Origin of the sequence: Bacillus sp. MYb56, assembly GCF_002976445.1 — a bacterium.
GTDB classification, from domain to species: Bacteria; Bacillota; Bacilli; order Bacillales; family Bacillaceae_G; genus Bacillus_A; species Bacillus_A mycoides.
The window spans coordinates 134743-159091 of the sequence record NZ_PCOH01000010.1 but is presented as its reverse complement, the minus strand read 5'-3'; the positions used below and the strand labels follow the sequence as shown (position 1 = coordinate 159091).

Genomic DNA, 24349 nt, shown 5'->3' with positions numbered 1-24349 from the left:
ATAGTTTCGTTAATAGTGTTTATCGTACTTTAGGAATAAAAGTACGATAAACACTGTGATTAAAACTCACCATTCCAAGACGTTACTTCATCTACAGTTAATCGTACTGTTGGGAATCCTGGCTCTTTTGCTTTGCCTAATGCAATCATTAAGACGTCAGTTAAGTTTTCTGGAACGTTAAATGCTTTGCGGAATTCTTCAACGTTATAGCCAAGCATTGGGACTGTATCGTATCCTCTCGCTTTTGCAGCAAGCATAAATTGCATAGCTAGCAAACCACCGTCAAGCATTTGCCATTCTCTTTTTCCTTGTTCGCTTACAGGTGCATAAAACTCACGAATACTGTTGTTCAGTCTGTTTTTAATTTCTTCTGTCATGAATCCAGCAGTTACTGCACGTTCATTCACTTTATTGATATGTTCGAATTCATGGGCATTATTTTCGCTTAAAATTACGATCATAGCGGATGCTTCTAGCACTTGTGGTTGATTTAAAGCAACTGGATGAAGTTTCTCTTTTAAGTCTTGATCTGTAATTACCATGAAACGCCATGGGTTTAAGTTGGAACTACTTGGTGCTAGCATTGCTTCTTCTAAAAGTTCTTTAATTTCTTCATCAGAGATTGTAACTGAAGGATCATAAGAGCGAACGGAACGGCGCTCACGAATCACATCATAAAAATTTGCAGTACGATTTTCTTTTTTCATTTTAAAATACCTCCACTAATTTAATGCTCTGTTATAAGTTGCTTACATGCATCATTATGGTATAGTACAGATATTATGAAAAGTACGCACTTTTCCGTGATATAGACACCATCTCGTGACATAGGCACGAGAAAGTGCCTATCAAAATACAGAAGGAATTCAATATGAAAAAAGAGTATAACAATAGAATTGAAGTCGTTTTGGATGTGATCGGAGGTAAGTGGAAATCCCACATTTTATATCATTTAACAAGCGGACCGACAAGAACGGGTGAGTTAAAACGATTGGTAACTGGTATTACACAAAAAATGCTTACTGAGCAATTGAAAGAGCTTGAAAAAGATGGGCTTGTGTCTAGAAAAGTATATAATCAAGTACCACCGAAAGTTGAGTATTCTCTTACAGAACAGGGAGAATCATTAAAAAAGGGTTTGAAGGTGCTTTGCGATTGGGGAAGCGATTATATTAAGCATAAATATCCGAATGGTGAAGTAATCGTGAAAGAGGACGATCATATATGATTTAACATTTCTGTAAGTATAATTTTGCTATAATGAATAAGTACTTACACGAAGGGGAGCTAAAAGAGAAAATGAAGTCATTTAATATCGATCATTATATAGCTAGCGTTTTACAGTGGATATTAAATATAGCATTAATCATATTATCCATTGTTTTATCGATTTTTTTAATTAACGAAACAATTACTTTTATTCAATACATATTTTCAGCGAAGAAGTATACATCTTATAAATTAGTTGAGAGTATCATCGTCTATTTCCTATACTTCGAGTTCATCGCATTAATTATTAAGTATTTTAAGTCGAATTATCATTTTCCGTTACGTTATTTTATTTATATCGGAATTACGGCGTTAATTCGTTTAATTATTGTGTCTCATGAGGAACCAATGGAGACGTTATTATATGCGGGATCCATTCTTGTTTTAGTTATTGCTTTATACATATCGAATATGAGAGATTTGAGAAAAGAGTAGTGCAGACATAAGTTTGCACTACTTTTTGTACCTTGACCTTCAAGTTACTTGAAGGTTTACAATGTAATTAGGGCGTTTGAAATCGAAAAAAATTGAGAAATTAAGTGAAGAGGTTATTTTACTTGGAGGTTATAGAAATGAGTCAGGAATTGAAATTACGTCCTTTAGAACGGGAAGACTTAAAGTTTGTACACGAACTTAATAATAACGCGCATATTATGTCGTATTGGTTTGAAGAGCCTTATGAAGCATTTGTGGAGCTGCAGGATTTATACGATAAACATATACATGATCAAAGTGAGCGCCGATTTATCGTTGAGAAAGATAATGAGATGGTGGGATTAGTCGAATTAGTGGAAATCGATTATATTCATCGAAGAACTGAATTCCAAATTATTATTGATCCGAATTATCAAGGACATGGTTATGCAGCGGAAGCGACGCGTTTAGCGATGGATTACGCTTTTTCTGTATTAAATATGCATAAACTTTATTTAGTTGTTGATAAAGAGAATGAAAAGGCTGTACATGTTTATAAAAAGGTTGGATTTATCGTGGAGGGTGAGTTACAAGACGAGTTTTTCGTTGATGGTAACTATCATAATGCGATAAGAATGTGTATGTTCCAGAAGCAATATTTTGAAAATAAGTAGTTGAATTATTTGGAAGTAATCTTGACGCTTCATAAAACCGTATGCTAAAATCCCTTTTAAGTATTAAGGAAGGTGCAGAACATGCTTTATATAAAATTTGTAAAACTCATTAGAAAACTTTGCTCCGCACAAATGTATACGGTGAAGCGTTGTACGGAGCTTAATCAAGGGGTATAAATCCCCGATATTCATCGGCTGAATAACTTTTCTAAAAAAGTATAGTTTATCTATGCTTATTTGGTTTTGGTTTTTAGCTGATGTATAAAATAGATTAAGGGGCCATAGACAATGCTTTGTCTATGGCTCTTTGTGTATATTATTCCGATGAATTTTTACAATAAATTGGAGTAGTATAGGAAAAAACCACGAAGCAGAGGGCTAGTGTCGAATGACGCTATCTCTCTGCTTTTTTTAATTTCAGGAAAAGAGGAATACGAATGAGTTTACTTAAAGTTGAAAGTTTATCACATAGTTTTATAGATAAAGCCTTATATGAAAATGCTTCTTTTGATTTGCATAAAGGAGAACATATGGGGATTGTTGGACAGAATGGTGCGGGGAAAAGTACGTTAATGAAAATATTGATTGAAGAAATAATTCCTGATAAGGGAGACATAAAGTGGCAGCCTAATATTCAAATTGGGCATCTTGATCAATATGCAGAAATTGATGGAATTTATACCATTTCACAATATTTAAAGAGAGCTTTTTATGATTTGTTTGAAATGGAAGATAGAATGAACAAATTGTATGAAGAAAGTGCTATGACAGGTGATCCTGACAAATTGTTAAAAGCGGCCGCATATCAAGAACAACTTGAGGCTCGTGATTTTTATTCGGTAGATAGCACAATTAATAAAATTGCAGCTGGCTTAGGTATTGATGCTATTGGCATGAATCGTATAATCGCTGAACTAAGCGGGGGACAACGTGCAAAAGTAATTTTAGCGAAGCTTTTATTAGAAGAGCCTAATATTTTATTACTAGATGAACCGACGAACTTCCTTGATAAAGAGCATGTGGAGTGGCTTGCTAATTATTTAATGAATTTTGAAGGGGCTTTTATTGTAGTGTCACATGATTTTGATTTTCTGGAAAAAGTGACTTCTTGCATCTGTGATGTAGAGTTTGGAACGGTGAAGAAGTATTACGGAAAATACTCAGATTTTGTAAGACAAAAGGAGCATTTGCGAAAAGATTATATTCGCCAATATCATGCACAACAAAAGAAAATTGAAAAAACGGAAGAGTATATTCGTAGAAATATTGCTGGAGTGAATTCCAAAATAGCGCAAGGACGTAGAAAGCAGTTGCAACGTATGGAAAGAATTGCGCTACCAAGTTTTACTTATAAACCGTCTATTCATTTTCGGGAACTTCCTATTTCAGTTCAAACAGTTCTTGAGGTAAATAACCTTGAAGTTGGTTATGACTTTGCTCTCTTACCAAAATTGAATTTCTCAGTAATGGGTGAGCAAAAACTTGTTATTACAGGGTTCAATGGAGTAGGGAAATCTACTTTATTAAAAACAATCGTTGGCACTATTGCTAGTATTTCTGGAGAATTTCACTTCTCAGAGCAAATAAAGATTGGATATTATGAACAAGATTTAAATTGGAGCAATGATTCTTTAACGCCGCTTCAAATTATTTCAGAACAGTTTCCTAAACTGAATATGAAGGAAATACGTCATCATTTAGCTGCGTGTTGTGTGAAGGATACTCATGTTTCGCAAGAAATTCATACGTTAAGTGGTGGTGAACAATCGAAGGTGAAACTGTGCGGATTATTATTATCACCGTGTAATTTTTTAATCTTAGATGAGCCGACGAATCATTTAGATGCAGAAGCGAAGGAATCTTTGCAAAAGGCATTAATTCAGTTTAAGGGTAGCATCATACTCGTATCTCACGAAGCACGTCTGTATCATGATTGGGCAGATAGTATTTTCAACATAGAGAGCGGTTTAATTGAGGAGAGTAAAAAAGATGATAAATGATAATGATTGGAAAGTGAAAATAATAATGTTTTTGACCGCTCAAACGATTTCGTTGTTCGGTTCATCTCTCGTACAGTATGCGATCATATGGTATATCACCCTTACAACATCATCAGGAGTGATGTTGACCATTTCAACTGTTTGCGGTTTTCTACCACAAATTGCGATATCTTTATTTGCTGGTGTGTGGATTGATCGTTATGACCGTAAAAAGATGATTATGTTATCGGATGGGATTATAGCGATTGCTACGTTAGTTTTGGCAATTTTATTTTTAACAGGATATAAAAGTATTTGGATGTTTTTTATAGTATTACTCATTCGCTCAGCTGGTACAGGGGTACAAACACCGGCTGTGAATGCGTTAATCCCACAAATTGTTCCGAAAGATTATCTTATGAAAGTAAATGGGATAAATAGCAGTATTACATCTATAATTATGTTTCTTTCTCCAGCAGTAAGTGCTGCAATTCTTTCTATTGCCAGCATTGAAACGACATTTTTTATTGATGTTATTACGGCTATAATCGGAATTAGTATTATGTTTATCATTCAAGTTGAAGGACATGTGAATGTAGAGAGTAAGCAAAAATCTAATCTACAAGGTATAAAAGAAGGGTTTGTTTATTTAAAAGAAAATGTATTTATTAAAAGGCTACTCGTTTTATTAATCATTATCATGATTTTAATAAGTCCAGCTGCCTTTTTAACACCTTTAATGGTAACTAGTTCCTTCGGAGCAGAAATGTGGAGACTTACTGCTAGTGAGATGACCTTTAGTGCTGGTGCAGCAGCTGGTGGCGTACTGATTGCAGCGTGGGGTGGCTTTCGTAACCGCATGCAGACAACTGCACTAGCTTGTGCATTGTATGGACTGCTTATGGTTGGACTCGGGAGTGCACCAATATTTATTATGTATTTAACATTTAATTTTTTAATTGGTATAACAATGCCCTGCTTTAATACACCAGTTAACGTGCTATTGCAGGAGAAAGTAGAGCCTTCTATGCACGGGCGGATGTTTAGCCTTGTACAAATTGCAAATTCATGTGCTTTGCCTTTGGGGATGATTATATTTGGTCCTTTGGCTGATGCGTTTAGTGTAGAAATTTTGTTAATTTATGCGGGGATATTCGTACTATTGTGCGCAATTTATGTTGTATTAAGTAGGAGATTTGAAGTGTAAATATTTATGATTTAAAAGGTTTGTGAGGCAATTTAAGATGCTTCGTAGACCTTTTTTATTTCACTCAAGTCAACAACTATTTATCGTTAAACAATAAATAATTGTTGACTTGTAATGTAATTGAATTTATTATGATGGTAGTAAGAATAGTGAAAAGGAATACAGAAAATTAATTATGAAATTGAAGGGGAATATATTATGAAAAACAAATATTTATTAGCGGCTAGTCCGATGTTTTTAGGAGTGTTATGTATAATTATGTTTAATATAATTGGTTCGGAAGTGAAGCCGGATGGAACTTTAGTGGAACCATTTTTCTTAATTCCATTAGCCTATTTATTTGTTTTTACTGGAATTATTGCGATTTTGTTCATGGCTATTTTCTCGATGCTTCAAAAAAAGAAAGCATGCTAAAGTGAAAAGACCGTATATTTACGGTCTTTTCACTTTAGTATGGAGTAGGAAGCGGGGATCCTGGTGGTCTCCACCAAGATTCAACGGTTTTCCAAGCGGTGTTATAATCGTAACCTCTTCCAAGTAAGTAGCCGATAGCGACAGCTTCGGTTAATGCGTGTTGATAGCCGAGATGAGCAGCTTCACGTAATCCGTGAGAAACAGCAGGACCAATTATAGCGATTGTTTGGTGTTTTAGTGGATTTTGGGGATGCCAATGTTGATCTCGATAATAGTTATCTTGAGTAAAAGGCTGTTGTTCGTAGAAACTCATATTCTCACTCCTTTTCATATATTTGTGGGCATTTATATACTCTATGAAGGTGTTTGATGTATGGGTTGGGCTAAAAACATGTTTTATGTAAATTTAAAACACTTGCATTGTATGTGAACATAACATATAAAAGGAATTCATTCTGTATAAAAAGTGAGCTGAATAATGATGAACCATCATTTTTACACTGGAAGACAAGTAGGTCCGGCTATTACACTGGCCGGGGCACAGGGGACAATTCAGGCAGTGCATCAGGCTATTCAGATGCAACAACAAGCACAGGTAGAGCAAATGATGCAGAGTCAGCATATACCGTATACACAGCCTCCGATGCAAATCGTACATTATAATGTGTATCCAGCTGGTTTATTTTCAATTCCGTATGGTGCAACATACTTTTTATGAAAGAAAGCGACTGATAAGAGTCGCTTTCTTTTTTATATTCCGCCTAACTTCATCCCAAGGAATGCGAATGTGATACCGATTATATAAGTAGTGCTTAAATATAGAAGTAGTACGCGATAGTTTTTACGGTTGAAAAGCTGAATGGATTCTAATTTAAACGTTGAGAATGTAGTAAAGGCACCCATGAATCCAGTACCTAATAATAGTTGCCAACTTGTAGTTATCCCTTTGCCAATTATATATCCGAGTAAAAATGCTCCCGTTATATTAATGAGAAATGTAGCAATGGGAAATGAAGTGTTGTTTCTTTCTTTAAACCAATTGCTAATCGCAAATCGTGTGATGGCACCGAAGAATCCGCCGACTGCTACTAATAAAGTGTTAATCATGATTTTTCACCTTCCCCAAGGCGTTTTTGTAGTGAAAGATCACCAAGTTTATAGCCAAGTCCAGACATAATTAGACCACCTAGCATGCTGCATAATACATACAAAAAGGCGATACCTAGCTCAGAATGATTGATTAGTTTTACAGTTTCGACGCTAAATGTTGAAAACGTCGTAAATGAACCGATAAAGCCGGTTCCAATCCCTGTGATAACTTCGGAAGGTAAGATGTTTAACCGAGCGATATAGGTGGTCAACCAAGCTAGTAAGAAACAGCCAATTAAGTTAATCATTAATGTAGCGAATGGTAATGAATGATGCCAAAACATATCGATAGTAAGGCCTAAATAATAACGAGAAAGGGCTCCTGATATACCAGCTATGCCAACAATAATATATATCAATTTCTTCACCTCTCTAATAGTTTATTCAAAAAAATAGACTCCTACCAGTGTACATACTGGTAGGAGTCATTAGCTAATTCGCGGTTATGGCGAACTCCATCGCCTATAAGTTCTATGTATAGTTTACTAAATATTATTTTGGATTGCCAATAAATATGTTAATGAGAAGTGTTGAAAGGAGGATCTGTATATTCTTTGAATCTGCAATTTCTTCACAAGCTCACCTTCTTAAATGTTTATGATTGAATTTTAAGATGATTATATTAAGAGATGTAATAATTATTTATTAACTAAATATAATGATATAAAGTTTTTCTTGTGATAAAATATTTTGTATGTCTTTAATGTGTTTTTAGTTTACTGAAAATAAAGAAAAATTAGTTGATATTTTACAAAAAGGAGTCATTTATTTTGAAGAAATTTTTAAAGATAGTATTAGTATTTATTTTAATAGTGGCCTGTATTCTAGGTGGATTTTTAGCGTATATGACACTTACAAAAGAACAGCCGGCTGATGTTATAAGCTTGAAGGTGGAAAACAATAAGGAGCGCGTAATTGCGCCTGGAAATGAATTTAAAGTTACAACATTTAATATTGGATATGCTGGACTAGATAAGGATCAAGACTTCTTTATGGATGGGGGAAAAGGGTCTGGTTCAAGTAGTAAAGAACAAACGGAAACTAACTTAAAGAATATGCTTTCGTTTTTACAAAATGAGCATAGTGATTTTGCGCTATTACAAGAAATAGATATAAAATCAATGCGATCATTTGATGTAAATGGGCATGAATTTTTGAAAAAAGGACTACCTGATTATGCTTCTTCGTTCGGAAAGAACTATGATACAAAATGGGTTCCTGTACCAATCACAAGTCCAATGGGATATGCTGAAGCTGGATTAAGTACATTTTCTAAATATACGGTTCAAACAGCGAAGAGATTTCAGCTTCCTGGAATGGAGCCATGGCCAAAGCGTTTATTTGATTTAGACCGAGCGATTGTTGAACATAAAATTCCTGTTAATAATGGGAAATTTGTTAGACTCGTAAATTTACATTTGTCTGCTTATGATGAAGGCGGAAAAATTAGAAAGCAGCAAGTGGAGTATTTAAAAGAATATATGAACAAGCATTATAAAAATGGTGATTATGTAATAATGGGCGGAGACTGGAATCAATTAATTTCTAACGCTCAGTTAAGTGATCCGAAGTTCGTGAAAGAGCGTCCTGAGTGGTTAGTAGAGTTACCAAAGGACTTTACTGATGGTGGCTTTAAGTGGGCTGTAGATCCGTCTGTTATGACTGTGAGAGATGATGTGAAGAAATATGTGGAAGGTGAAAATTTCGTCACGATTATTGATGGCTTTATCGTTTCACCGAATGTTGAAATTGTAAATGTACAAGGGAAAGATTTGAAGTTTGAAAATAGCGATCATAACCCAGTGAGTGCGGTATTCAAGCTGAAGTAATCGATACGTATGAGTAGAAGGTGGGGCTTCATATATGGAGTGGTTAAAGAGAACTTGTTTTTCTAACCTTGAGAAAGAATCACAGAAAAATCATTTATTGCTATTTATCACGATTTGTAGTTTCTTCCTTGGGATAATCGCGATTGGGTATTACGGATATATTTTTACAGAGAGAGCAATAGCATTTTGGATGTGTGGTATTTCTATCGTAGTATTTGGAACGCTGCTTACTTTTATAGAAAGTATGGAAGCAATGTATAAATACATCATGACATGTATGCTACTTATTATGTCTTTCATTATGGTACAAGCATTTAATGAAAGCCCAGCTGTATTTCAAATGGTCTATTTTACATTAGCGGTTTCACTTATTTATTTGAGTGAACGTCTTATTTTAATTCTTGGCGGGGTAGCAGTTGTTGTTACATTTATACTTTGTAGTTATTGGCCAAATCAATTTTTTGCGTATACAGCGTCATCTGAAGCTGCAAATTTCGCAAGCTTGTTAGCGATTGTAACGATTGCAATGTGGGGTGTAACGAAGATTGGTTCTAATCTGTTGGCTCGTTTAAGTGATGAGAAGCAAGCGGTGATGAAGAAAGCTCAGGAGTTAGAAGAAACGCAAAGGCTTATTGAGAGAACAGTTGTGGAACTAGATAGTAATTTCAATCATTTAAGACAAAATATGAATACATCGATGGAGTCAATGAGTGAAATTAACTTTGCTTTTGAAGAAGTAGCAGTGGGAACCCAATCGCAATCAGAGATGATGTCTCGTTCAGTAGAAGTATTGAATGATATGGAGGGAAATATTGAACAAATCATCTCTCAAGTAAGAAATGCGTCGATGCGTGTTGATAAAAGTTTGGAAATCTCAAAGGGTAGTGTAAATACTTTAAGAAATTTTGAAGCTAACATGAGAAGTTTAAATGATGTTGTTTCACAATCAGGAACGATATTTAGAGAATTAATGACACAATCGAAACAAATTAATGAAATTGTAGATGTAATAACGAATATTTCAAGTCAGACGAGTTTGCTAGCTTTAAATGCAAATATTGAGGCTGCAAGGGCAGGCGAGCATGGAAAAGGTTTTGCTATTGTAGCGAATGAAGTATTAAAGCTTGCTGAAGAATCGAATCGTTCTGCGGGGAGAATTCAAGGGATTTTGAAGGAGTTTAGTAATCAAGCAAGTAAAGTAGAAGTGCAGGTAGAGAAGTCAGAAAGAGTACAAGAAGAATGTAACGAAATGTTAGCAAGTGTTTTGACGAATGTAACGGATTTAGGGAAGTTTATTGATGCGATTAATGATGTAATGAGGGAGATTGTTGGTCATCAAGAAAGTTTCCAAGCTAAAACGACGAATATCGTAAAGGACGTTACACATGCTTCTAACGTAATTCAACAAACTTCTGCAGCTACGGAAGAAGTGTTAGCGAGTGTTGAAGAAGAAAAGCATCGAAATGATACATCGGTGAAGACGTTACATACTGTTAGCGAGCAAGTGAAGTTGCTAGAAGATATTCTAGAAAAATAATGTCGATGAAAAAGAGCACTTGATAGGAATTTAATTGCTTTTCTACGAGTTTTCTGCCAAGCTTAAGGAGAAAAATACTTCGAAGAAAGAAATATATAGGTGAAGCATATGATTGAAGTTAAGACTTCTGAACTTAGTGATGGAGAATTTAATAGAGGTGTATTTGCAACTCGTGATATTAAAAAGGGTGAGTTGATACACTCAGCACCAGTTATCTCTTATCCGAATGAACAGCATGAACACATTGAGAAAACGTTACTTGCTGACTACGCATTTGAGTATGGGGTAAATCATACGGCATTCCTTTTAGGATACGGCATGTTATTTAATCATTCATATAAGCCGAATGCAACGTATGATATTGTCTTTGAGAATCATACGTTTAACTTCTTTGCTTACAAAGATATAAAAGTTGGAGAAGAGATTCTAATCAATTATAATGGTGAAGTTGATGACGATGAGCTATTATGGTTTGATAAGGAAAAAGAAGAGAACGAAAAATAAGTTAAAAAGTATAGAAAGGGCACATTCTGTGGGATGTGCTCTTTTTTATTGATGAAAATAAAGTAAAGATTACAAAAAAATACCACTTTTCTTTCGTATGGTATAGTAAGATATTGAAGGGTATTACTTTGAAAAACCTATATATTTTACAAATTGTTGTCTATATGGTTACATGTCAAGTTTAGTAGCCCATTTGGGTTGCTTTATTATGCGATATATATTTTAATATGAGTGGAACCTCTTATAATTTAAGAGGTTTATAGGTGTGCTTTATGTACACTGTATTCACCACGTTAGCTGTTGTTTTGTAATGCATTTTTATGTGGGGATATTATGGACCCGTATATAGCGGGATAAAAAGATTATAGAAATAGAGGAATCGTAAAATGAATATGCACGAGGTTTATAAATATTTAAGTACAGTATTGCCTGAAGGTCATGTGAAGCAAGATGAAATGTTAAAGAATCATACGCATATTAAAGTGGGCGGGAAAGCGGATGTGTTCGTTTCTCCTACGAATTATGATGAAATTCAAGAAGTTATAAAGTATGCGAATCAATACAATATTCCAGTTACGTTTTTAGGAAACGGCTCTAATGTTATTATTAAAGACGGTGGTCTGCGCGGGATTACAGTAAGTTTAATTCATATTACAAATGTTACTGTAACAGGGACAGCGATTGTTGCGGGGTGTGGTGCAGCAATTATTGATGTGTCACGAATTGCATTAGATCACTGTTTAACAGGACTTGAGTTTGCTTGTGGTATACCAGGTTCAGTTGGCGGAGCGTTATATATGAATGCTGGTGCATATGGCGGTGAGGTTGCATATGTGCTAACAGAAGCTGTCGTAATGACAGGTGATGGAGAGCTACGTACTTTAACGAAAGATGCATTTGAATTTGGATATCGTAAGAGTGTATTTGCGAACAATCATTACATTATTCTTGAAGCGAGGTTTGAACTTGAAGAAGGTGTGCGTGAAGAGATTAAGGAAAAGATGGATGATTTAACGTATAAGCGTGAATCAAAACAACCTTTAGAGTATCCTTCATGTGGCAGTGTATTTAAGCGTCCACCAAATAATTTTGCGGGTAAGCTTATTCAAGAATCAGGACTGCAAGGTAAGCGAATTGGCGGAGTTGAAGTTTCTTTAAAACACGCTGGATTTATGGTGAATGTTGATAACGGAACTGCACAAGATTATATCGATTTAATTCATTTCGTACAAACAACTGTTGAAGAAAAATCCGGTGTGAAATTAGAGAGAGAAGTAAGGATTATTGGAGAAGATCTACAGTAATCTTTGAATAAAAAACGTATAAAAGTATGAATTATTTCGAAATAACATTTGGGTATTGTTGACAATTTGATTTGGATTCAATATAATGGCTAATAATTTAACAAATAAAATATACGTTGAAAGAGCCCAGTAGCAGTTTGTCACTGTTATTAAAGAGAGCTAGGGATTGCTGGAACCTAGCACAAACAAACTTGTGAATTACACTCTGGAGTATCTTAGGTAACGCTAAGCGGACTAGCAATCGATATTATTGCTAAGAGTGGTATGAATAGCTATGCTATTTATGCAAACTGGGTGGTAACACGGTGAATAATCGTCCCTATGTCTATTGTAGACATAGGGGCTTTTTTGTTTTCAAAAAAATAAAGGGGATGACAAAAGATGAATATTATTGATGAATTAGAATGGCGCGGTGCTGTGAATCAGCAGACAGATGAAGAAGGTTTACGTAAGTTAGTAGAAGAGAAAAAGATTTCACTATACTGCGGAGTTGATCCGACTGGTGATAGTATGCATATCGGACATTTGATTCCGTTTATGATGATGAAGAGATTCCAATTAGCTGGTCATCATCCGGTTATTTTAATTGGCGGGGCAACAGGAACAATTGGTGATCCAAGTGGACGTCAATCAGAGCGTCAACTGCAAACTTTAGAAGTGGTGCAGCATAATGTAGATGCGTTAACAGCGCAAATGAAAAAGCTATTTGACTTTGGCGGGAATAGCGAAGTGAAGATGGTAAATAACTATGACTGGACACATAAAATAAACATTATCGAGTTTTTACGTGATTACGGAAAAAACTTTAGCATAAATAGCATGTTAGCGAAAGATATTGTCGCAAGTCGTTTAGATACAGGGATTTCTTTCACAGAATTCACGTACCAAATCTTGCAAGCGATGGATTTTCATCATTTATACACAAAAGAAGATGTTCAATTGCAAATTGGTGGTAGTGATCAATGGGGAAATATTACGAGTGGTTTAGATTTAATTCGTAAGTTAGAAGGTCATGAAGCGAAAGTATTCGGATTAACGATTCCATTATTATTAAAATCAGATGGTACGAAGTTTGGTAAATCAGCAGGTGGTGCTATTTGGCTTGATCCGGAAAAGACAACACCGTTTGAATTTTACCAGTTCTGGGTGAATACAGATGACCGTGATGTAATTAAATACTTGAAATACTTTACGTTCTTAACGAAAGAGCGAATTGATGAATTAGCAGCGAAGGTAGAAACAGAGCCTCATAAACGTGAAGCACAAAAAGTATTAGCGGAAGAAATGACGAAATTCGTTCATGGAGAAGAAGCATTTTTACAGGCAGTGAAAATTACAGCAGCGTTATTTAGCGGAGATATTAAGTCGTTAACAGCTGATGAAATTGAACAAGGCTTTAAAGAGATGCCGACATTCCAATCTTCAAAAGAGACGAAAAATATCGTAGAGTGGCTAGTTGATTTAGGAATTGAACCTTCTAGACGTCAAGCGCGTGAAGATATTAATAATGGGGCTATATCTATGAATGGTGAAAAAGTAACGGATGTGGGTACAGATGTTACTGTAGAAAATTCATTTGATGGACGATTCATCATTATTCGTAAAGGGAAGAAGAACTACAGCTTAGTGGAATTAGGAGAATAGTTCTTGTGAAAGAGCGGAAGTAGGGAAGATATCTACTTCCGCTCTTTTCATATACACAATTTCGACATAAAAAAGTCAGTATATTTTGATAATTAAAGAGGTTATATTATTCTTTTGTCGAATAAATAAGTTAGAGAAAATTACGGATAAAGTGAAACTTTAATCAGTGGGGGGTTTTGTACATCCCCACTGATTATCAGCCTGCAAATAGCGGGATAAAAATAGCCCGAACCATGCAGGGCATGATTCGGGCTTATATTCAGATTAGTATGCTAAGCTGAATAGACCTTTAATGTGTGATAAGTAACGAACGTTACTTGCTTCTTTCATTAATGATGCTGGTAAACCTTTAAGCGGAGTATTGCTTGCTCCGATTGTAGCAACAGCATCTTTACGTCCTAGACTAGCAAGTGTTCCAGAGTTGATAGGTGCGAACTCTTCGAATGCTTTGCCTTCTAGTGCTGCGTATAAGTTGTATCCAATTAACTCACCCATTTGCCAAGCGATTTGTGCAGTTGGTGGGTATGGACGACCGTCTGGAGAGAAGACAACAGCGCTGTCTCCAGCAACGAATACGTCTTTGTGAGAAGTAGATTGTAGATGTGCATCAACAGTTGCACGACCGCGGTTTACTTCAAGACCTGATTCACCAATTAATGGATTACCTTGTACGCCGCCTGTCCAAACGAATGTGTTAGCAACGATTTTTTGACCGTCTTTTAAGTCGATTTCATTACCAGCAACGTTTGTTACAGGAAGACCTGTTAAGAATGTAACACCGCGTGCTTCTAAGCTAGCAGTTGCACGTTCGATTAAGTGGTCTGGTAATACTGGAAGGATTTTTGGACCTGCTTCAACAAGAAGAAGTTTAACTTCTTTTGGATTTACGCCGTGGCTTTTTGCAAGTTTAGGCATAATGTCAGCAAGCTCACCAACTAGCTCAACGCCAGTTAATCCGCCACCACCGATTACGATTGTAGCATCAGCTTCGTTTTTCGTTTTAGCGTATTCACGAATACGGTCTTCAACGTGTTTGTAGATTTTGTTTGCATCAGCAGCAGATTTTAATACCATGCTGTTTTCTTCTAGTCCTGGAATACCGAAGTAAGCAGTTTTACTTCCTAAAGCAACTACAAGTGCATCGTAAGATAGCGTAGTGCCACCAGCTAGTTTGATTTCTTTGCTATCAACTGAGAATGACTCAACTGTTGCAATTTTAAGATCGATGTCTTTACCTTTGAAAAGCTTTGTAAGTGGCATTGCAATTGCTTGCTCAGCAACGTTACCAGCTGCAAGGCGGTGTAGTTCAGTGATGATTTGGTGCGTTGGGTATTGGTTAATCACTGTAACTTGTGCTTCTGATTTGCTGTAATATTTACGTACGTTTAAAGCGGCAAGAAGACCGCCATAACCAGCGCCTAAGATGACAATTTGTTTTGACATAGTATGATATCCCCCGTCTTTACTAATTGTTGTTATAAGTTAAATTATTTATTGTTACGTTCTGCACTAATTTGAAGGTATGCGTTCACAAAGCGGAACATTTTTTGTGCTTGTGGGTCTTTTAGTAATTTTAATAGACCGAACAGGCCGATAACTTCGTTGCTTTCATCAGCACGATCTTTCGCTTCGATAGCAGTTGCAGCCATGCTTTTCACTGTATCTTTTACAGGTTCTACAAGCTCTGTGATTGCACTAACAGTGTCGCTTTTTAATACTTCATCAGTAGCAACAGTTTGAGCGAAGTCATAAGACTTAGTTAAAATGTTAACAAGCTCAGTTAATTTTGGAAGCTGTTCTACTAGTGTTGTTAATGATTCTTGTACCTCAGGTTTTAACAACTGATCAAGTACATCAAGTTGTCCTTGGCTAGCAGAAATTTGTACAGTTTCTTGTTCTGGCTTTGTTTGAGTCATAGTTTCTGGCATCTCCAATTCTCCTTTACGATAGCAATACTCTTATTTTTGATAGATAAGATAGTAAACACTTGCGAAACTTTATACAAAGTTTCACAAAGCACAATAAAATGCCTTTAAATTTATGACAGCAAGTAAGCTGAAATCATAAATCCAAAACCATAATGTCCTACCTATTATTTATGAACTGTCCGATACATGGCTTGTCCGCATAATGGAAAGTTCCCTTATCGGAAAGTGTATATAATATATATCCTATATTATATACTATATACACGTATGTTAACATAAAAATGATTCCTAATTATTTGATATTGATTCTGTAACCTAGTACTGACAAGGCATGAAAGCGCATAAATTATTTTATCTATCTTAAAAATGTACATATATATAAAGAAAAAAAGGAGGAAATGGACAAATTTATGTTCATTTTTTCCTTTTTTTATTGTTCACCTTCTGTAATTAGCATTGATGTGTTACCGCTTTTTTCAAGGTGGCATTCGCCCCAAGTACAAAGAGAATCAAGAATGGATTCTAAAGACCAACCGTAGTCTGTAAGAGAATATTCTACTTTCGGTGGTACTTGATTGTATACCTTTCTTTGAATAACTCCGTCTTCTTCTAATTCGCGTAATTGCTGTGTTAACATCTTTTGTGTAATACCAGGCATGAGACGTTTTAATTCACTCGTTCTCTTTGTACCTTTCGTTAAGTGGCAAAGAATAACGACTTTCCATTTTCCGCCGATAACCTCTAAAGTCGCTTCAACGGGAATATTATATTTCTTCATATAAAAATCTCCTTTGATGAATGTAGATTTCAGTTCTCCAACAAAAGAAGCCAAATAATTTAAATGTTACTAAAAAGTACCTATAGCACTTTAAAGTACGTACTTTTTATCATGTTGAATATGTTCCATAATAGCATACGTAAGAGGGAAATGAGTAGTACGGTACTAAAAAGTGCCTATGTTACTTTTTGGTACCTATCGTACTTTAAAGTGCGTTCTTCAAAAAAAGAGTGAAGCCATTCATAATAGCATATATCAGCAGTAACATTATTTTTGTAGAAGATAAAAAGGCCTTTTTATCACACTATTATGATTGGATTTCTCGTATTAAGGAGGAGTTCAATTGAATTCATATACAGTATCTTCTTCGGCTGTTCAGACGAATCGAAGAAGTATGTTTGCTTTATTAGCGCTAGCAATTAGTGCATTTGGAATTGGTACAACCGAATTTATTAGTGTCGGTTTATTACCATCTATTTCAGAGGATTTACATGTTTCTGTTACAACAGCGGGTTTAACCGTTTCTTTATATGCATTAGGGGTAGCGTTTGGTGCCCCAGTATTAACGTCATTAACAGCTAGTATGTCGCGAAAGACGTTATTAATGTGGATTATGATTATTTTCATTATTGGTAATGGAATTGCGGCAGTGGCAACAAGTTTTACTGTGTTGCTTATGGCGAGGGTTGTATCTGCGTTTGCACACGGCGTTTTTATGTCGATAGGATCCACAATTGCGGCTGCGCTTGTACCAGAGAATAAACGTGCAAGTGCAATTGCATTTATGTTTACTGGTTTAACTGTTGCGACGATTACAGGTGTACCAATTGGAACGTTTATTGGTCAACAATTTGGCTGGAGAGCATCTTTTATGGTGATTGTGGTCATTGGAATTGTTGCCTTAGTCGCAAACAGCATGTTAATTCCGTCTAACTTAAAAAAGGGTACACGAGTATCATTTCGTGATCAATTCAAACTTATCACGAACGGAAGACTCTTACTTGTTTTCGTCATTACTGCATTAGGATATGGAGGAACATTCGTAACATTTACGTATTTATCTCCGCTATTACAAGAAGTAACAGGATTTAAATCGAGTACCGTTACAATCATTTTGTTAGTGTACGGGATTGCAATTGCGATTGGGAATATGGTCGGCGGAAAATTATCGAATCATAATCCAATTCGTGCACTATTTTACATGTTCTTTATTCAAGCAATTGTATTATTCGTACTAACATTTACAGCGCCGTTTCAAGTGGCGGGGCTTATCACAATTATTTTTATGGGGCTATTCGCGTTTATGAATGTTCCAGGACTACAAGTGTATGTCGTTATATTGGCTGAGCGTTTCGTGCCGAGTGCCGTTGATATCGCATCAGCAATGAATATTGCAGCATTTAACGCAGGAATTGCTCTTGGGGCTTATTTGGGCGGTATTGTAACGAACTCGTTAGGATTAATTCATACAGCTTGGGTAGGCGGCATTATGGTAGTAGGCGCTGTTATTTTAACAGCTTGGAGTATGAACTTAGAAAAAAGAGATCAAGCAAAATAAAGGAGAGAAAAATATAATGAAAAATTTACAAAGTAAAACAACATTGCATAACGGTGTGGAAATGCCTTGGTTCGGTTTAGGTGTATTTAAAGTAGAAGATGGACCGGAACTTGTAGAGGCTGTGAAAGTAGCCATTAAAGAAGGATACCGTAGCATTGATACAGCTGCGATTTATGGAAATGAAAAAGCAGTTGGAGAAGGCATTCGCGCTGGTATAAAAGAAGCAGGAATTTCTCGAGAAGATTTATTCATTACTTCAAAAGTGTGGAACGCAGATCAAGGATATGAAACGACACTTGCTGCATACGAAGAGAGCTTAAAAAAATTAGAACTAGATTATTTAGATTTATATCTTGTCCATTGGCCTGTTGAAGGGAAATATAAAGATTCGTGGAGAGCGTTAGAAACACTTTATAAAGAAGAACGCGTGCGTGCAATTGGCGTAAGTAACTTCCAAATCCATCATCTGAAAGACGTACTGGAAGGTGCGGAAATTAAGCCGATGATTAACCAAGTAGAGTATCACCCGCGTTTAACGCAGAAAGAACTACAAGCTTTCTGTAAAGAACAAGGAATCCAAATGGAAGCATGGTCACCACTTATGCAAGGGCAATTATTAGATAATGAAACTTTACAAGAAGTTGCTGATAAGTACGGTAAAACAACAGCGCAAATCATTTTACGTTGGGATCTTCAAAATGAAGTTGTAACGATTCCGAAATCAACGAAAGAACAGCGTATTATTGCGAATGCTAATATATTCGACTTCGAATTAACAAAAGAAGATATGGAAAAGATTGATGCTTTAAATCAGAACCACCGCGTTGGTCCAGATCCTGATAACTTTGATTTCTAATAGAGGTAAGTTCAAAGGGTGCAAAAAAGTTTGCACTCTTTTTTGTTTTGTCTATGCATAAAAAACTTTTCTAACTAAATAATACATAGTAGTAAATTTGTTATTTTATAAGGGGTTGTAGACATGAATATAAAACGATCGTTCAAGCTAATGGCCGCTTTTTTGAGTGTTTTATTTGTATTTGCGAACTTATTATTCCCACTTCAAAAGGCATCCGCAGAGGTTATGGATCACACGAAGTATCAAATGGATTGGAGTTATAGTAAGTCAAAGAAAAAACCAATTCGAACAGAGCTTATTAAAACAGCAGATGGCAAAATTGCTTTTTGCTTAAATGTGGATTTGAAATCTCCGAGCGGCCAAGATTTACCTGAAATGGGTAAAGTAGATATTAACGTATACCGTGTACTATTAAACGGGTATCCGCAGAAGAGCCCACAAGAATTAGGTGTTTCCGATTGGAGAGAGGCACATTACGCAACGCAGCTTGCGGTGTGGAATGCGTTAAAACAAATTGATATTAACGATTTAGATTTCCGTAATAAAAATGTAGAAAAAGTAACGAAAGATATAGTTGCAAAAGCAAGCGCTAGTGAGGAACTACAAGAAATTACGATGAGTGTAGTACCATCAGAAGAACAAGAGGCAGTATTAAAAAATGAGTTTTTTGAAACAGGTTTATACACAGTGCAAACAAATGCAAAAAGTGGAACGTATAAAGTGCAAGCGACAGGTGCACCAGAAGGCGCGAAGTTCGTAAATGAAAAAGGCGAGGGAAAAACAGAATTTAATGTAGGAGAAAAGTTCCGCATTTTAATTCCGAAACAAACACCATCGGGTGGATTTAGCTTTAAAGTATCAGGGAATTTAACGAAACTACAAGGAATTGCACATAAAGGTACACCGACTATTCAAAATGCGGTTGTATTATTAGAGCGTAGTGAAGAGAAAACAAGTCCAGAGTTAGCGGTAAGTTGGAAAAAAGCAAATGGTCATGATAATAAACCAAATAAACCCTATACACCAAATGAACCACATAAACCGAATCAATATAACAGATGATGAAAAAAAGCTCGTAAACATTATGTTTACGAGCTTTTTCTATTACTCAGCTTCAGAAACAACTGTGAAGCGTTCGTTTACATGTTTTGGATTTTCGATTTCATCAAGTGCTGCTACCGCAAAGTCTTCGTAACTTACGTAGCTATCACCTTTCGCATTAACAAGAAGGTTGTCTTTGCCAGCTGTATAAGAGCCAGTGCGTTTTCCTAATGCGAATAGTGCAGAAGGGCTAATGAATGTCCAAGTAATATCATTTGTTTGATTTAGGATTTCTAAGTTTTTACCTTGGTTTTGAGCTGTTGCAAGATATTCATTTGGGAATCCTGGCGTATCAAATACACGTGTTGTTTTCTCTTCGTCTACAAATAAGCTACCAGCGCCGCCAACAACAAGTAATTTTGTATTAGGTGCACCTTTCATAGCTTCGATAAGTACGTTTCCTGCATCTACGTGAAGGTGTTCTTGTCCGGATGGAGCACCGAATGCATTTACAACTACATCGAATGCTTGTAGGTCGTTAGATGTAAGAGTGAATACATCTTTCTCTAAAATCTTTACATTTTCTTCTGTAATTTTTGCAGCGCTTCTTACGATTGCAGTTACTTCATGTCCGCGATCTAATGCTTCTTTTAAAATACGACTTCCTGCTTTACCAGTTGCTCCGATGATTCCGATTTTCATAATAAATCCCTCCAAAGTGTTTTGTTAAAGTGTATATCTGAAAGTAAATGAATTTGTTGTAATAAGGTTTGTTACAACCTGATGTAATCATTATAGTTACAGATTGGTGTTTTTGTCAATGGGGTAGTTTGTAGATTTACTTTTTGTTTTAGTATGCACAGTTAGAGGGAGGAGAGTCATAAAGATATTGTTACTTCGTGTCTGGCTAATATTTGGAAAATGCAAATTGTCGAAAAATGTTGATTTTTAAATGTTTTTTAAATATAATTCGTTTTATGGAGAAAAGGAGGGGTTAATTGTATGGATATTTTAGAGCAATTTGTTTCATCAACGAATACAATTCTTTGGTCATATATTCTTATTGCAATGTTAATTGGTTTAGGTCTTTATTTTTCTATTAAATTGAAATTCGTACAAATTACTCATTTAGGGGAAATGGTTCGATTAATGAGTGATGGATTAACTGGAAAGACACGTAAAAAGGGAAGTGTATCGTCATTCCAAGCATTTTGTATGAGTTCAGCAGCTCGTATTGGTATCGGGAACTTAGCTGGTGTAGCGCTAGCTATTTCTATGGGAGGACCTGGAGCTGTATTTTGGATGTGGGTTATTGCGATTATTGGGGCGTCTTCAAGTTTCGTAGAAAGTACGCTTGCGCAAATTTATAAAATAAAAGATGGCAGTGGCTTCCGTGGTGGTCCTGCTTATTATATGGAAAAAGGTTTAAATAAACGTTGGATGGGAATTTGGTTCTCTATCCTTATTACAATTAGTTACGGTTTAATTTTCAACTCAGTACAAGCAAATACAGTGACATTAGCATTTAAAAATGCATTTGGTATTGAGCGTTATGTTGTAGGGATTGTGCTTGCGGTATTGGTTGCGGTTATTATTTTTGGTGGTGTGAAAAGTATTGCGCGTATGTCAGAAATGATTGTTCCACCGATGGCAATTATTTATATTGCAGTAGCTGTGTTCGTTGTTATTAAAAATTATTATTTAATACCGGATATGTTTACAGAAATCTTTAAAGGTGCATTCGGTTTAGATTCAGCTGTAGGTGGCGGTATTGGTGCTGCAATGAAGTTTGGTATTCAGCGCGGATTATTTGCGAATGAAGCAGGTATGGGTAGTGCGCCAAACGCGGCTGCAACAGCTGATGTAACGCATCCAGCTAAACAAGGATTTATTCAAACAATTGGAGTATTAGTGGATACATTCTTAGTATGTACATCAACAGCGTTTATCGTACTATGTTCTGGTGCGTATAAGGCAACAAATTTAGAAGGTATTGAATTAACACAAGTCGCGCTAAGTTCACAAATCGGTTCGTGGGCAAGTAGCTTCTTAGCGATTATCATTTTCTTATTTGCTTTCAGCTCATTACTAGGAAACTATTATTATGGTGAAACGAATATTGAATTTATTAAACGAAGTAAAACTTGGTTAACGATTTATCGTATTGCGGTTGTAGGAATGGTACTATTCGGCTCTGTTGCGACGCTTCAAGTTGTATGGAATATGGCAGACTTATTTATGGGTCTAATGGTAATCACAAACTTAATTGCGATTACACTTCTTGGCCGATTTGCGTATGCTGCGTTGGCGGACTATGTGAAACAAAAGAAACAAGGAAAAGATCCGGTATTCAGTGCAGATTCTATTCCTGGTTTAACGAACACAGAGTGTTGGGATAAGCCGGCGGTAACAGATAAAGAAAAAGCAGTATAATAAAAAGGCGAGCATCGAGATAAATTCGATGCTCGCCTTTTTTGTTGTAGTAAATGATAAAAAGGGTGAGAGGTAATTATTAATATAATTTTTGTTTGTTCATTCCTCTCGTTATTTGTAGGGAACGTACTGTCTTAAAAGTATGACTGGTCGAATAGGATGAGTGATTGAGTATTGGATAAATGCACGTACTAGTTATATTTTCACGTAAAAAAACATGTATGTTAGGAATCTTCACGTATCCATGTAATGAAACCTAACATAAAGTTCTTGATTACTAAAAGTTTTTAGAATATAATTTTCTTATTGTCATGAAGAGGGGGAACGCAATGATGGATTTTTTAACTCAGGTTATTGGGGATATAAATAATGTTCTATGGTCATATATTATTATTGCAATGCTAATTGGACTTGGACTTTATTTTTCTTTCCGAGTAAAGTTTGTTCAAATACGTTACTTTGGAGAAATGATTCGCTTACTTGGGGATGGAGCGAGTTCAAAAACAAGAAAAGCGCAAAAAGAAAAAAGTGGTGTATCGTCATTCCAAGCATTTTGTATGAGTACAGCATCTCGTGTAGGAACTGGTAACTTAGCTGGTGTGGCAATTGCGATTTCAGCAGGAGGACCAGGAGCTGTATTTTGGATGTGGTTAATCGCGGTAATTGGAGGAGCTTCTGCATTTGTAGAGAGCACATTAGCGCAAATTTATAAAGTGAAAGATGGGAACGCATTCCGCGGTGGTCCAGCGTATTATATGGAAAAGGGTTTAAAGAAGCGCTGGCTAGGAGTTGTCTTCTCTGTTCTAATAACAGTTAGTTTCGGATTAATTTTCAACGCCGTGCAGTCAAACACAGTAGCCGCGGCTTTTGATGGAGCATTTAACACAGATGGTAAGTTTGTAGGTCTGTTTATGGCTGGTTTACTTGCAATCATTATCTTCGGCGGAGTAAAACGTATTGCACGTGCGGTTGAAATGATTGTTCCAGTAATGGCAATTATATATGTAGCAGTGGCATTATTCGTTGTTGTAACAAACATTACGGCAATTCCATATGTATTTAAAGAAATTTTCTTACATGCTTTCGGAATTAAAGAAGTAGTGGGCGGGGGATTAGGAGCTGCGATTTTACTAGGGGTAAAACGTGGATTATTCTCAAATGAAGCAGGTATGGGTAGTGCGCCAAACGCAGCTGCGACTGCAAACGTAACGCACCCAGTTAAACAAGGTTTCATTCAAACTTTAGGGGTATTTACAGATACATTATTAATTTGTAGTTGTACAGCATTTATCATTTTATTATCAGATGTGCCTGGAGCGGCTGATTTAAACGGAATTCAATTAACGCAACAAGCATTAAGTCAACATATCGGACCGTGGGCTTCTATATTTGTAGCAGTTGCAATCTTCTTGTTTGCATTTAGTTCATTAGTAGGTAACTACTACTATGGTGAAACAAATATTGAGTTTTTAAATGGAAGTAAAGTTTTACTAAATGTTTATCGAATCGCGGTACTTGGTATGGTTATGTTAGGTTCTGTAGCAACAATTCAAATTGTTTGGGACTTAGCAGATTTATTCATGGGTATCATGGCTATTATTAACTTAGTGGCGATTGTATTCCTTTCTAAGTATGCTTTCGCGGCATTATCAGATTACGTAAAACAAAAGAAACAAGGAAAAGATCCAGTCTTTTATGCGGAGTCTATTCCAGGTTTAAACAATACAGAGTGCTGGGATAAGCCAGCAGTAGCAGATAAAGAAAAAGCTGTATAATAAAAAGGAACGAGCATCAGAGAAATTTGATGCTCGTTTTTTTTATGGTGATAAAC

At 35.9% G+C, this 24349-nt stretch carries 25 protein-coding genes, 1 riboswitch and 1 other annotated feature; of the genes, 17 read left to right on the top strand and 8 right to left on the bottom strand.

The annotated features are described in order from the left end of the window. Nucleotides 1-59 precede the first annotated feature (59 nt). Complete coding sequence (locus CQ058_RS14850; RefSeq protein ID WP_078175875.1) at nucleotides 60-707, bottom strand: nitroreductase family protein; 648 nt, start codon at nucleotides 705-707, stop codon at nucleotides 60-62. Nucleotides 708-871: 164 nt separating this feature from the next. Here CQ058_RS14850 and CQ058_RS14845 point away from each other — a divergent pair, with 164 nt between their 5' ends. The 6 genes from CQ058_RS14845 to CQ058_RS14820 all read left to right on the top strand — a co-directional run bounded on the left by CQ058_RS14845 (nucleotide 872) and on the right by CQ058_RS14820 (nucleotide 5957). Next, entirely contained in the window at nucleotides 872-1228 is a 357-nt protein-coding gene (locus tag CQ058_RS14845) for a winged helix-turn-helix transcriptional regulator (protein ID WP_016121030.1), read from the top strand. A 71-nt stretch (nucleotides 1229-1299) separates the two neighbouring features. Further along, entirely contained in the window at nucleotides 1300-1704 is a 405-nt protein-coding gene (psiE, locus tag CQ058_RS14840) for a phosphate-starvation-inducible protein PsiE (RefSeq protein WP_002129862.1), read from the top strand. 137 nt (nucleotides 1705-1841) lie between these two features. Then, the gene (gene speG / locus CQ058_RS14835) at nucleotides 1842-2357 is read left to right on the top strand and encodes a spermidine N1-acetyltransferase (RefSeq protein ID WP_078175876.1); all 516 of its coding nucleotides are present in this window, start codon (nucleotides 1842-1844) and stop codon (nucleotides 2355-2357) included. A 437-nt stretch (nucleotides 2358-2794) separates the two neighbouring features. After that, the gene (locus tag CQ058_RS14830; protein WP_105589791.1) at nucleotides 2795-4357 is read left to right on the top strand and encodes an ABC-F family ATP-binding cassette domain-containing protein; all 1563 of its coding nucleotides are present in this window, start codon (nucleotides 2795-2797) and stop codon (nucleotides 4355-4357) included. Then, nucleotides 4350-5543, top strand: a complete 1194-nt coding sequence (locus tag CQ058_RS14825; RefSeq protein WP_078175913.1) for an MFS transporter — start codon at nucleotides 4350-4352, stop codon at nucleotides 5541-5543. The genes CQ058_RS14830 and CQ058_RS14825 overlap by 8 nt, the downstream gene beginning before the upstream one ends. A 198-nt stretch (nucleotides 5544-5741) precedes the next feature. Then, entirely contained in the window at nucleotides 5742-5957 is a 216-nt protein-coding gene (locus tag CQ058_RS14820; protein ID WP_078175877.1) for a DUF3955 domain-containing protein, read from the top strand. A gap of 34 nt (nucleotides 5958-5991) precedes the next feature. On the opposite strand, the gene CQ058_RS14815 is transcribed toward CQ058_RS14820, so the two are convergent. Continuing rightward, on the bottom strand, nucleotides 5992-6270 hold the full coding sequence (locus CQ058_RS14815) for a hypothetical protein (protein WP_002144954.1): 279 nt from the start codon (nucleotides 6268-6270) through the stop codon (nucleotides 5992-5994). 165 nt (nucleotides 6271-6435) lie between these two features. On the opposite strand from CQ058_RS14815, the gene CQ058_RS14810 reads away from it, so the two are divergent. Beyond that, entirely contained in the window at nucleotides 6436-6675 is a 240-nt protein-coding gene (locus CQ058_RS14810) for a DUF3947 family protein (protein ID WP_078175878.1), read from the top strand. Between the two features lie 32 nt (nucleotides 6676-6707). Here CQ058_RS14810 and crcB (CQ058_RS14805) read toward each other — a convergent pair whose 3' ends face one another. Continuing rightward, a complete protein-coding gene (gene crcB / locus CQ058_RS14805) occupies nucleotides 6708-7064 on the bottom strand; it encodes a fluoride efflux transporter CrcB (RefSeq protein ID WP_002144957.1) in 357 nt (118 codons plus the stop codon). Further along, nucleotides 7061-7465 (bottom strand): fluoride efflux transporter CrcB, encoded by a 405-nt coding sequence (gene crcB / locus CQ058_RS14800; RefSeq protein ID WP_078175879.1) that lies wholly within the window; start codon nucleotides 7463-7465, stop codon nucleotides 7061-7063. The genes crcB (CQ058_RS14805) and crcB (CQ058_RS14800) overlap by 4 nt, the downstream gene beginning before the upstream one ends. 53 nt (nucleotides 7466-7518) lie before the next feature. Next, nucleotides 7519-7578: riboswitch (Fluoride riboswitch) on the bottom strand. A gap of 298 nt (nucleotides 7579-7876) precedes the next feature. Between crcB (CQ058_RS14800) and CQ058_RS14795 the strand changes: the two genes are divergently transcribed. From CQ058_RS14795 to tyrS, 5 genes are all read left to right on the top strand, one after another. Continuing rightward, on the top strand, nucleotides 7877-8935 hold the full coding sequence (locus CQ058_RS14795; protein ID WP_105589790.1) for an endonuclease/exonuclease/phosphatase family protein: 1059 nt from the start codon (nucleotides 7877-7879) through the stop codon (nucleotides 8933-8935). Between the two features lie 34 nt (nucleotides 8936-8969). After that, nucleotides 8970-10472: a DUF4077 domain-containing protein gene (locus CQ058_RS14790; RefSeq protein ID WP_105589789.1), complete on the top strand. Its 1503-nt coding sequence runs from the start codon at nucleotides 8970-8972 to the stop codon at nucleotides 10470-10472. Between the two features lie 108 nt (nucleotides 10473-10580). Then, a complete protein-coding gene (locus CQ058_RS14785) occupies nucleotides 10581-10976 on the top strand; it encodes an SET domain-containing protein (RefSeq protein ID WP_002129853.1) in 396 nt (131 codons plus the stop codon). 386 nt (nucleotides 10977-11362) lie between these two features. After that, nucleotides 11363-12280, top strand: coding sequence for a UDP-N-acetylmuramate dehydrogenase (murB, locus tag CQ058_RS14780; protein WP_105589788.1), 918 nt, complete (start codon nucleotides 11363-11365; stop codon nucleotides 12278-12280). Nucleotides 12281-12387: 107 nt separating this feature from the next. After that, nucleotides 12388-12604, top strand: a binding site (T-box leader). A 57-nt stretch (nucleotides 12605-12661) separates the two neighbouring features. Beyond that, a complete protein-coding gene (tyrS, locus tag CQ058_RS14775) occupies nucleotides 12662-13924 on the top strand; it encodes a tyrosine--tRNA ligase (protein ID WP_002129849.1) in 1263 nt (420 codons plus the stop codon). A gap of 264 nt (nucleotides 13925-14188) precedes the next feature. Here tyrS and CQ058_RS14770 read toward each other — a convergent pair whose 3' ends face one another. The 3 genes from CQ058_RS14770 to CQ058_RS14760 form a co-directional block, all read right to left on the bottom strand. Beyond that, nucleotides 14189-15367, bottom strand: a complete 1179-nt coding sequence (locus CQ058_RS14770; protein ID WP_002016002.1) for an NAD(P)/FAD-dependent oxidoreductase — start codon at nucleotides 15365-15367, stop codon at nucleotides 14189-14191. A 44-nt stretch (nucleotides 15368-15411) separates the two neighbouring features. Continuing rightward, complete coding sequence (locus CQ058_RS14765; RefSeq protein ID WP_002016003.1) at nucleotides 15412-15852, bottom strand: DUF1641 domain-containing protein; 441 nt, start codon at nucleotides 15850-15852, stop codon at nucleotides 15412-15414. Between the two features lie 430 nt (nucleotides 15853-16282). Beyond that, nucleotides 16283-16630, bottom strand: a complete 348-nt coding sequence (locus CQ058_RS14760; protein ID WP_000760478.1) for a winged helix-turn-helix transcriptional regulator — start codon at nucleotides 16628-16630, stop codon at nucleotides 16283-16285. 394 nt (nucleotides 16631-17024) lie between these two features. Here CQ058_RS14760 and CQ058_RS14750 point away from each other — a divergent pair, with 394 nt between their 5' ends. From CQ058_RS14750 to CQ058_RS14740, 3 genes are all read left to right on the top strand, one after another. Next, the gene (locus tag CQ058_RS14750; protein WP_161939635.1) at nucleotides 17025-18188 is read left to right on the top strand and encodes an MFS transporter; all 1164 of its coding nucleotides are present in this window, start codon (nucleotides 17025-17027) and stop codon (nucleotides 18186-18188) included. Between the two features lie 16 nt (nucleotides 18189-18204). Then, nucleotides 18205-19044, top strand: coding sequence for an aldo/keto reductase (locus tag CQ058_RS14745; protein ID WP_002068247.1), 840 nt, complete (start codon nucleotides 18205-18207; stop codon nucleotides 19042-19044). Between the two features lie 123 nt (nucleotides 19045-19167). Beyond that, nucleotides 19168-20106: a thioester domain-containing protein gene (locus tag CQ058_RS14740; RefSeq protein WP_002184692.1), complete on the top strand. Its 939-nt coding sequence runs from the start codon at nucleotides 19168-19170 to the stop codon at nucleotides 20104-20106. Between the two features lie 42 nt (nucleotides 20107-20148). Here CQ058_RS14740 and CQ058_RS14735 read toward each other — a convergent pair whose 3' ends face one another. Beyond that, complete coding sequence (locus CQ058_RS14735) at nucleotides 20149-20787, bottom strand: NAD(P)-dependent oxidoreductase (RefSeq protein ID WP_105589787.1); 639 nt, start codon at nucleotides 20785-20787, stop codon at nucleotides 20149-20151. 300 nt (nucleotides 20788-21087) lie between these two features. On the opposite strand from CQ058_RS14735, the gene CQ058_RS14730 reads away from it, so the two are divergent. Together CQ058_RS14730 and CQ058_RS14725 are read left to right on the top strand one after the other, a co-directional pair. Further along, a complete protein-coding gene (locus CQ058_RS14730) occupies nucleotides 21088-22518 on the top strand; it encodes an alanine/glycine:cation symporter family protein (RefSeq protein ID WP_002167417.1) in 1431 nt (476 codons plus the stop codon). A gap of 332 nt (nucleotides 22519-22850) precedes the next feature. After that, entirely contained in the window at nucleotides 22851-24293 is a 1443-nt protein-coding gene (locus CQ058_RS14725; protein ID WP_033713841.1) for an alanine/glycine:cation symporter family protein, read from the top strand. Nucleotides 24294-24349: the final 56 nt, after the last annotated feature.

What these genes read in the sequence shown, in the direction of transcription:
- CQ058_RS14850 (WP_078175875.1), bottom strand. Translation starts at nt 707, where the DNA reads ATGAAAAAAGAAAATCGTACTGCAAATTTTTATGATGTGATTCGTGAG.
- CQ058_RS14845 (WP_016121030.1), top strand. Translation starts at nt 872, where the DNA reads ATGAAAAAAGAGTATAACAATAGAATTGAAGTCGTTTTGGATGTGATC.
- psiE (WP_002129862.1), top strand. Translation starts at nt 1,300, where the DNA reads ATGAAGTCATTTAATATCGATCATTATATAGCTAGCGTTTTACAGTGG.
- speG (WP_078175876.1), top strand. Translation starts at nt 1,842, where the DNA reads ATGAGTCAGGAATTGAAATTACGTCCTTTAGAACGGGAAGACTTAAAG.
- CQ058_RS14830 (WP_105589791.1), top strand. Translation starts at nt 2,795, where the DNA reads ATGAGTTTACTTAAAGTTGAAAGTTTATCACATAGTTTTATAGATAAA.
- CQ058_RS14820 (WP_078175877.1), top strand. Translation starts at nt 5,742, where the DNA reads ATGAAAAACAAATATTTATTAGCGGCTAGTCCGATGTTTTTAGGAGTG.
- CQ058_RS14815 (WP_002144954.1), bottom strand. Translation starts at nt 6,270, where the DNA reads ATGAGTTTCTACGAACAACAGCCTTTTACTCAAGATAACTATTATCGA.
- CQ058_RS14810 (WP_078175878.1), top strand. Translation starts at nt 6,436, where the DNA reads ATGATGAACCATCATTTTTACACTGGAAGACAAGTAGGTCCGGCTATT.
- crcB (WP_002144957.1), bottom strand. Translation starts at nt 7,064, where the DNA reads ATGATTAACACTTTATTAGTAGCAGTCGGCGGATTCTTCGGTGCCATC.
- CQ058_RS14790 (WP_105589789.1), top strand. Translation starts at nt 8,970, where the DNA reads ATGGAGTGGTTAAAGAGAACTTGTTTTTCTAACCTTGAGAAAGAATCA.
- CQ058_RS14785 (WP_002129853.1), top strand. Translation starts at nt 10,581, where the DNA reads ATGATTGAAGTTAAGACTTCTGAACTTAGTGATGGAGAATTTAATAGA.
- murB (WP_105589788.1), top strand. Translation starts at nt 11,363, where the DNA reads ATGAATATGCACGAGGTTTATAAATATTTAAGTACAGTATTGCCTGAA.
- tyrS (WP_002129849.1), top strand. Translation starts at nt 12,662, where the DNA reads ATGAATATTATTGATGAATTAGAATGGCGCGGTGCTGTGAATCAGCAG.
- CQ058_RS14770 (WP_002016002.1), bottom strand. Translation starts at nt 15,367, where the DNA reads ATGTCAAAACAAATTGTCATCTTAGGCGCTGGTTATGGCGGTCTTCTT.
- CQ058_RS14765 (WP_002016003.1), bottom strand. Translation starts at nt 15,852, where the DNA reads ATGCCAGAAACTATGACTCAAACAAAGCCAGAACAAGAAACTGTACAA.
- CQ058_RS14760 (WP_000760478.1), bottom strand. Translation starts at nt 16,630, where the DNA reads ATGAAGAAATATAATATTCCCGTTGAAGCGACTTTAGAGGTTATCGGC.
- CQ058_RS14750 (WP_161939635.1), top strand. Translation starts at nt 17,025, where the DNA reads ATGTTTGCTTTATTAGCGCTAGCAATTAGTGCATTTGGAATTGGTACA.
- CQ058_RS14745 (WP_002068247.1), top strand. Translation starts at nt 18,205, where the DNA reads ATGAAAAATTTACAAAGTAAAACAACATTGCATAACGGTGTGGAAATG.
- CQ058_RS14740 (WP_002184692.1), top strand. Translation starts at nt 19,168, where the DNA reads ATGAATATAAAACGATCGTTCAAGCTAATGGCCGCTTTTTTGAGTGTT.
- CQ058_RS14735 (WP_105589787.1), bottom strand. Translation starts at nt 20,787, where the DNA reads ATGAAAATCGGAATCATCGGAGCAACTGGTAAAGCAGGAAGTCGTATT.
- CQ058_RS14730 (WP_002167417.1), top strand. Translation starts at nt 21,088, where the DNA reads ATGGATATTTTAGAGCAATTTGTTTCATCAACGAATACAATTCTTTGG.
- CQ058_RS14725 (WP_033713841.1), top strand. Translation starts at nt 22,851, where the DNA reads ATGGATTTTTTAACTCAGGTTATTGGGGATATAAATAATGTTCTATGG.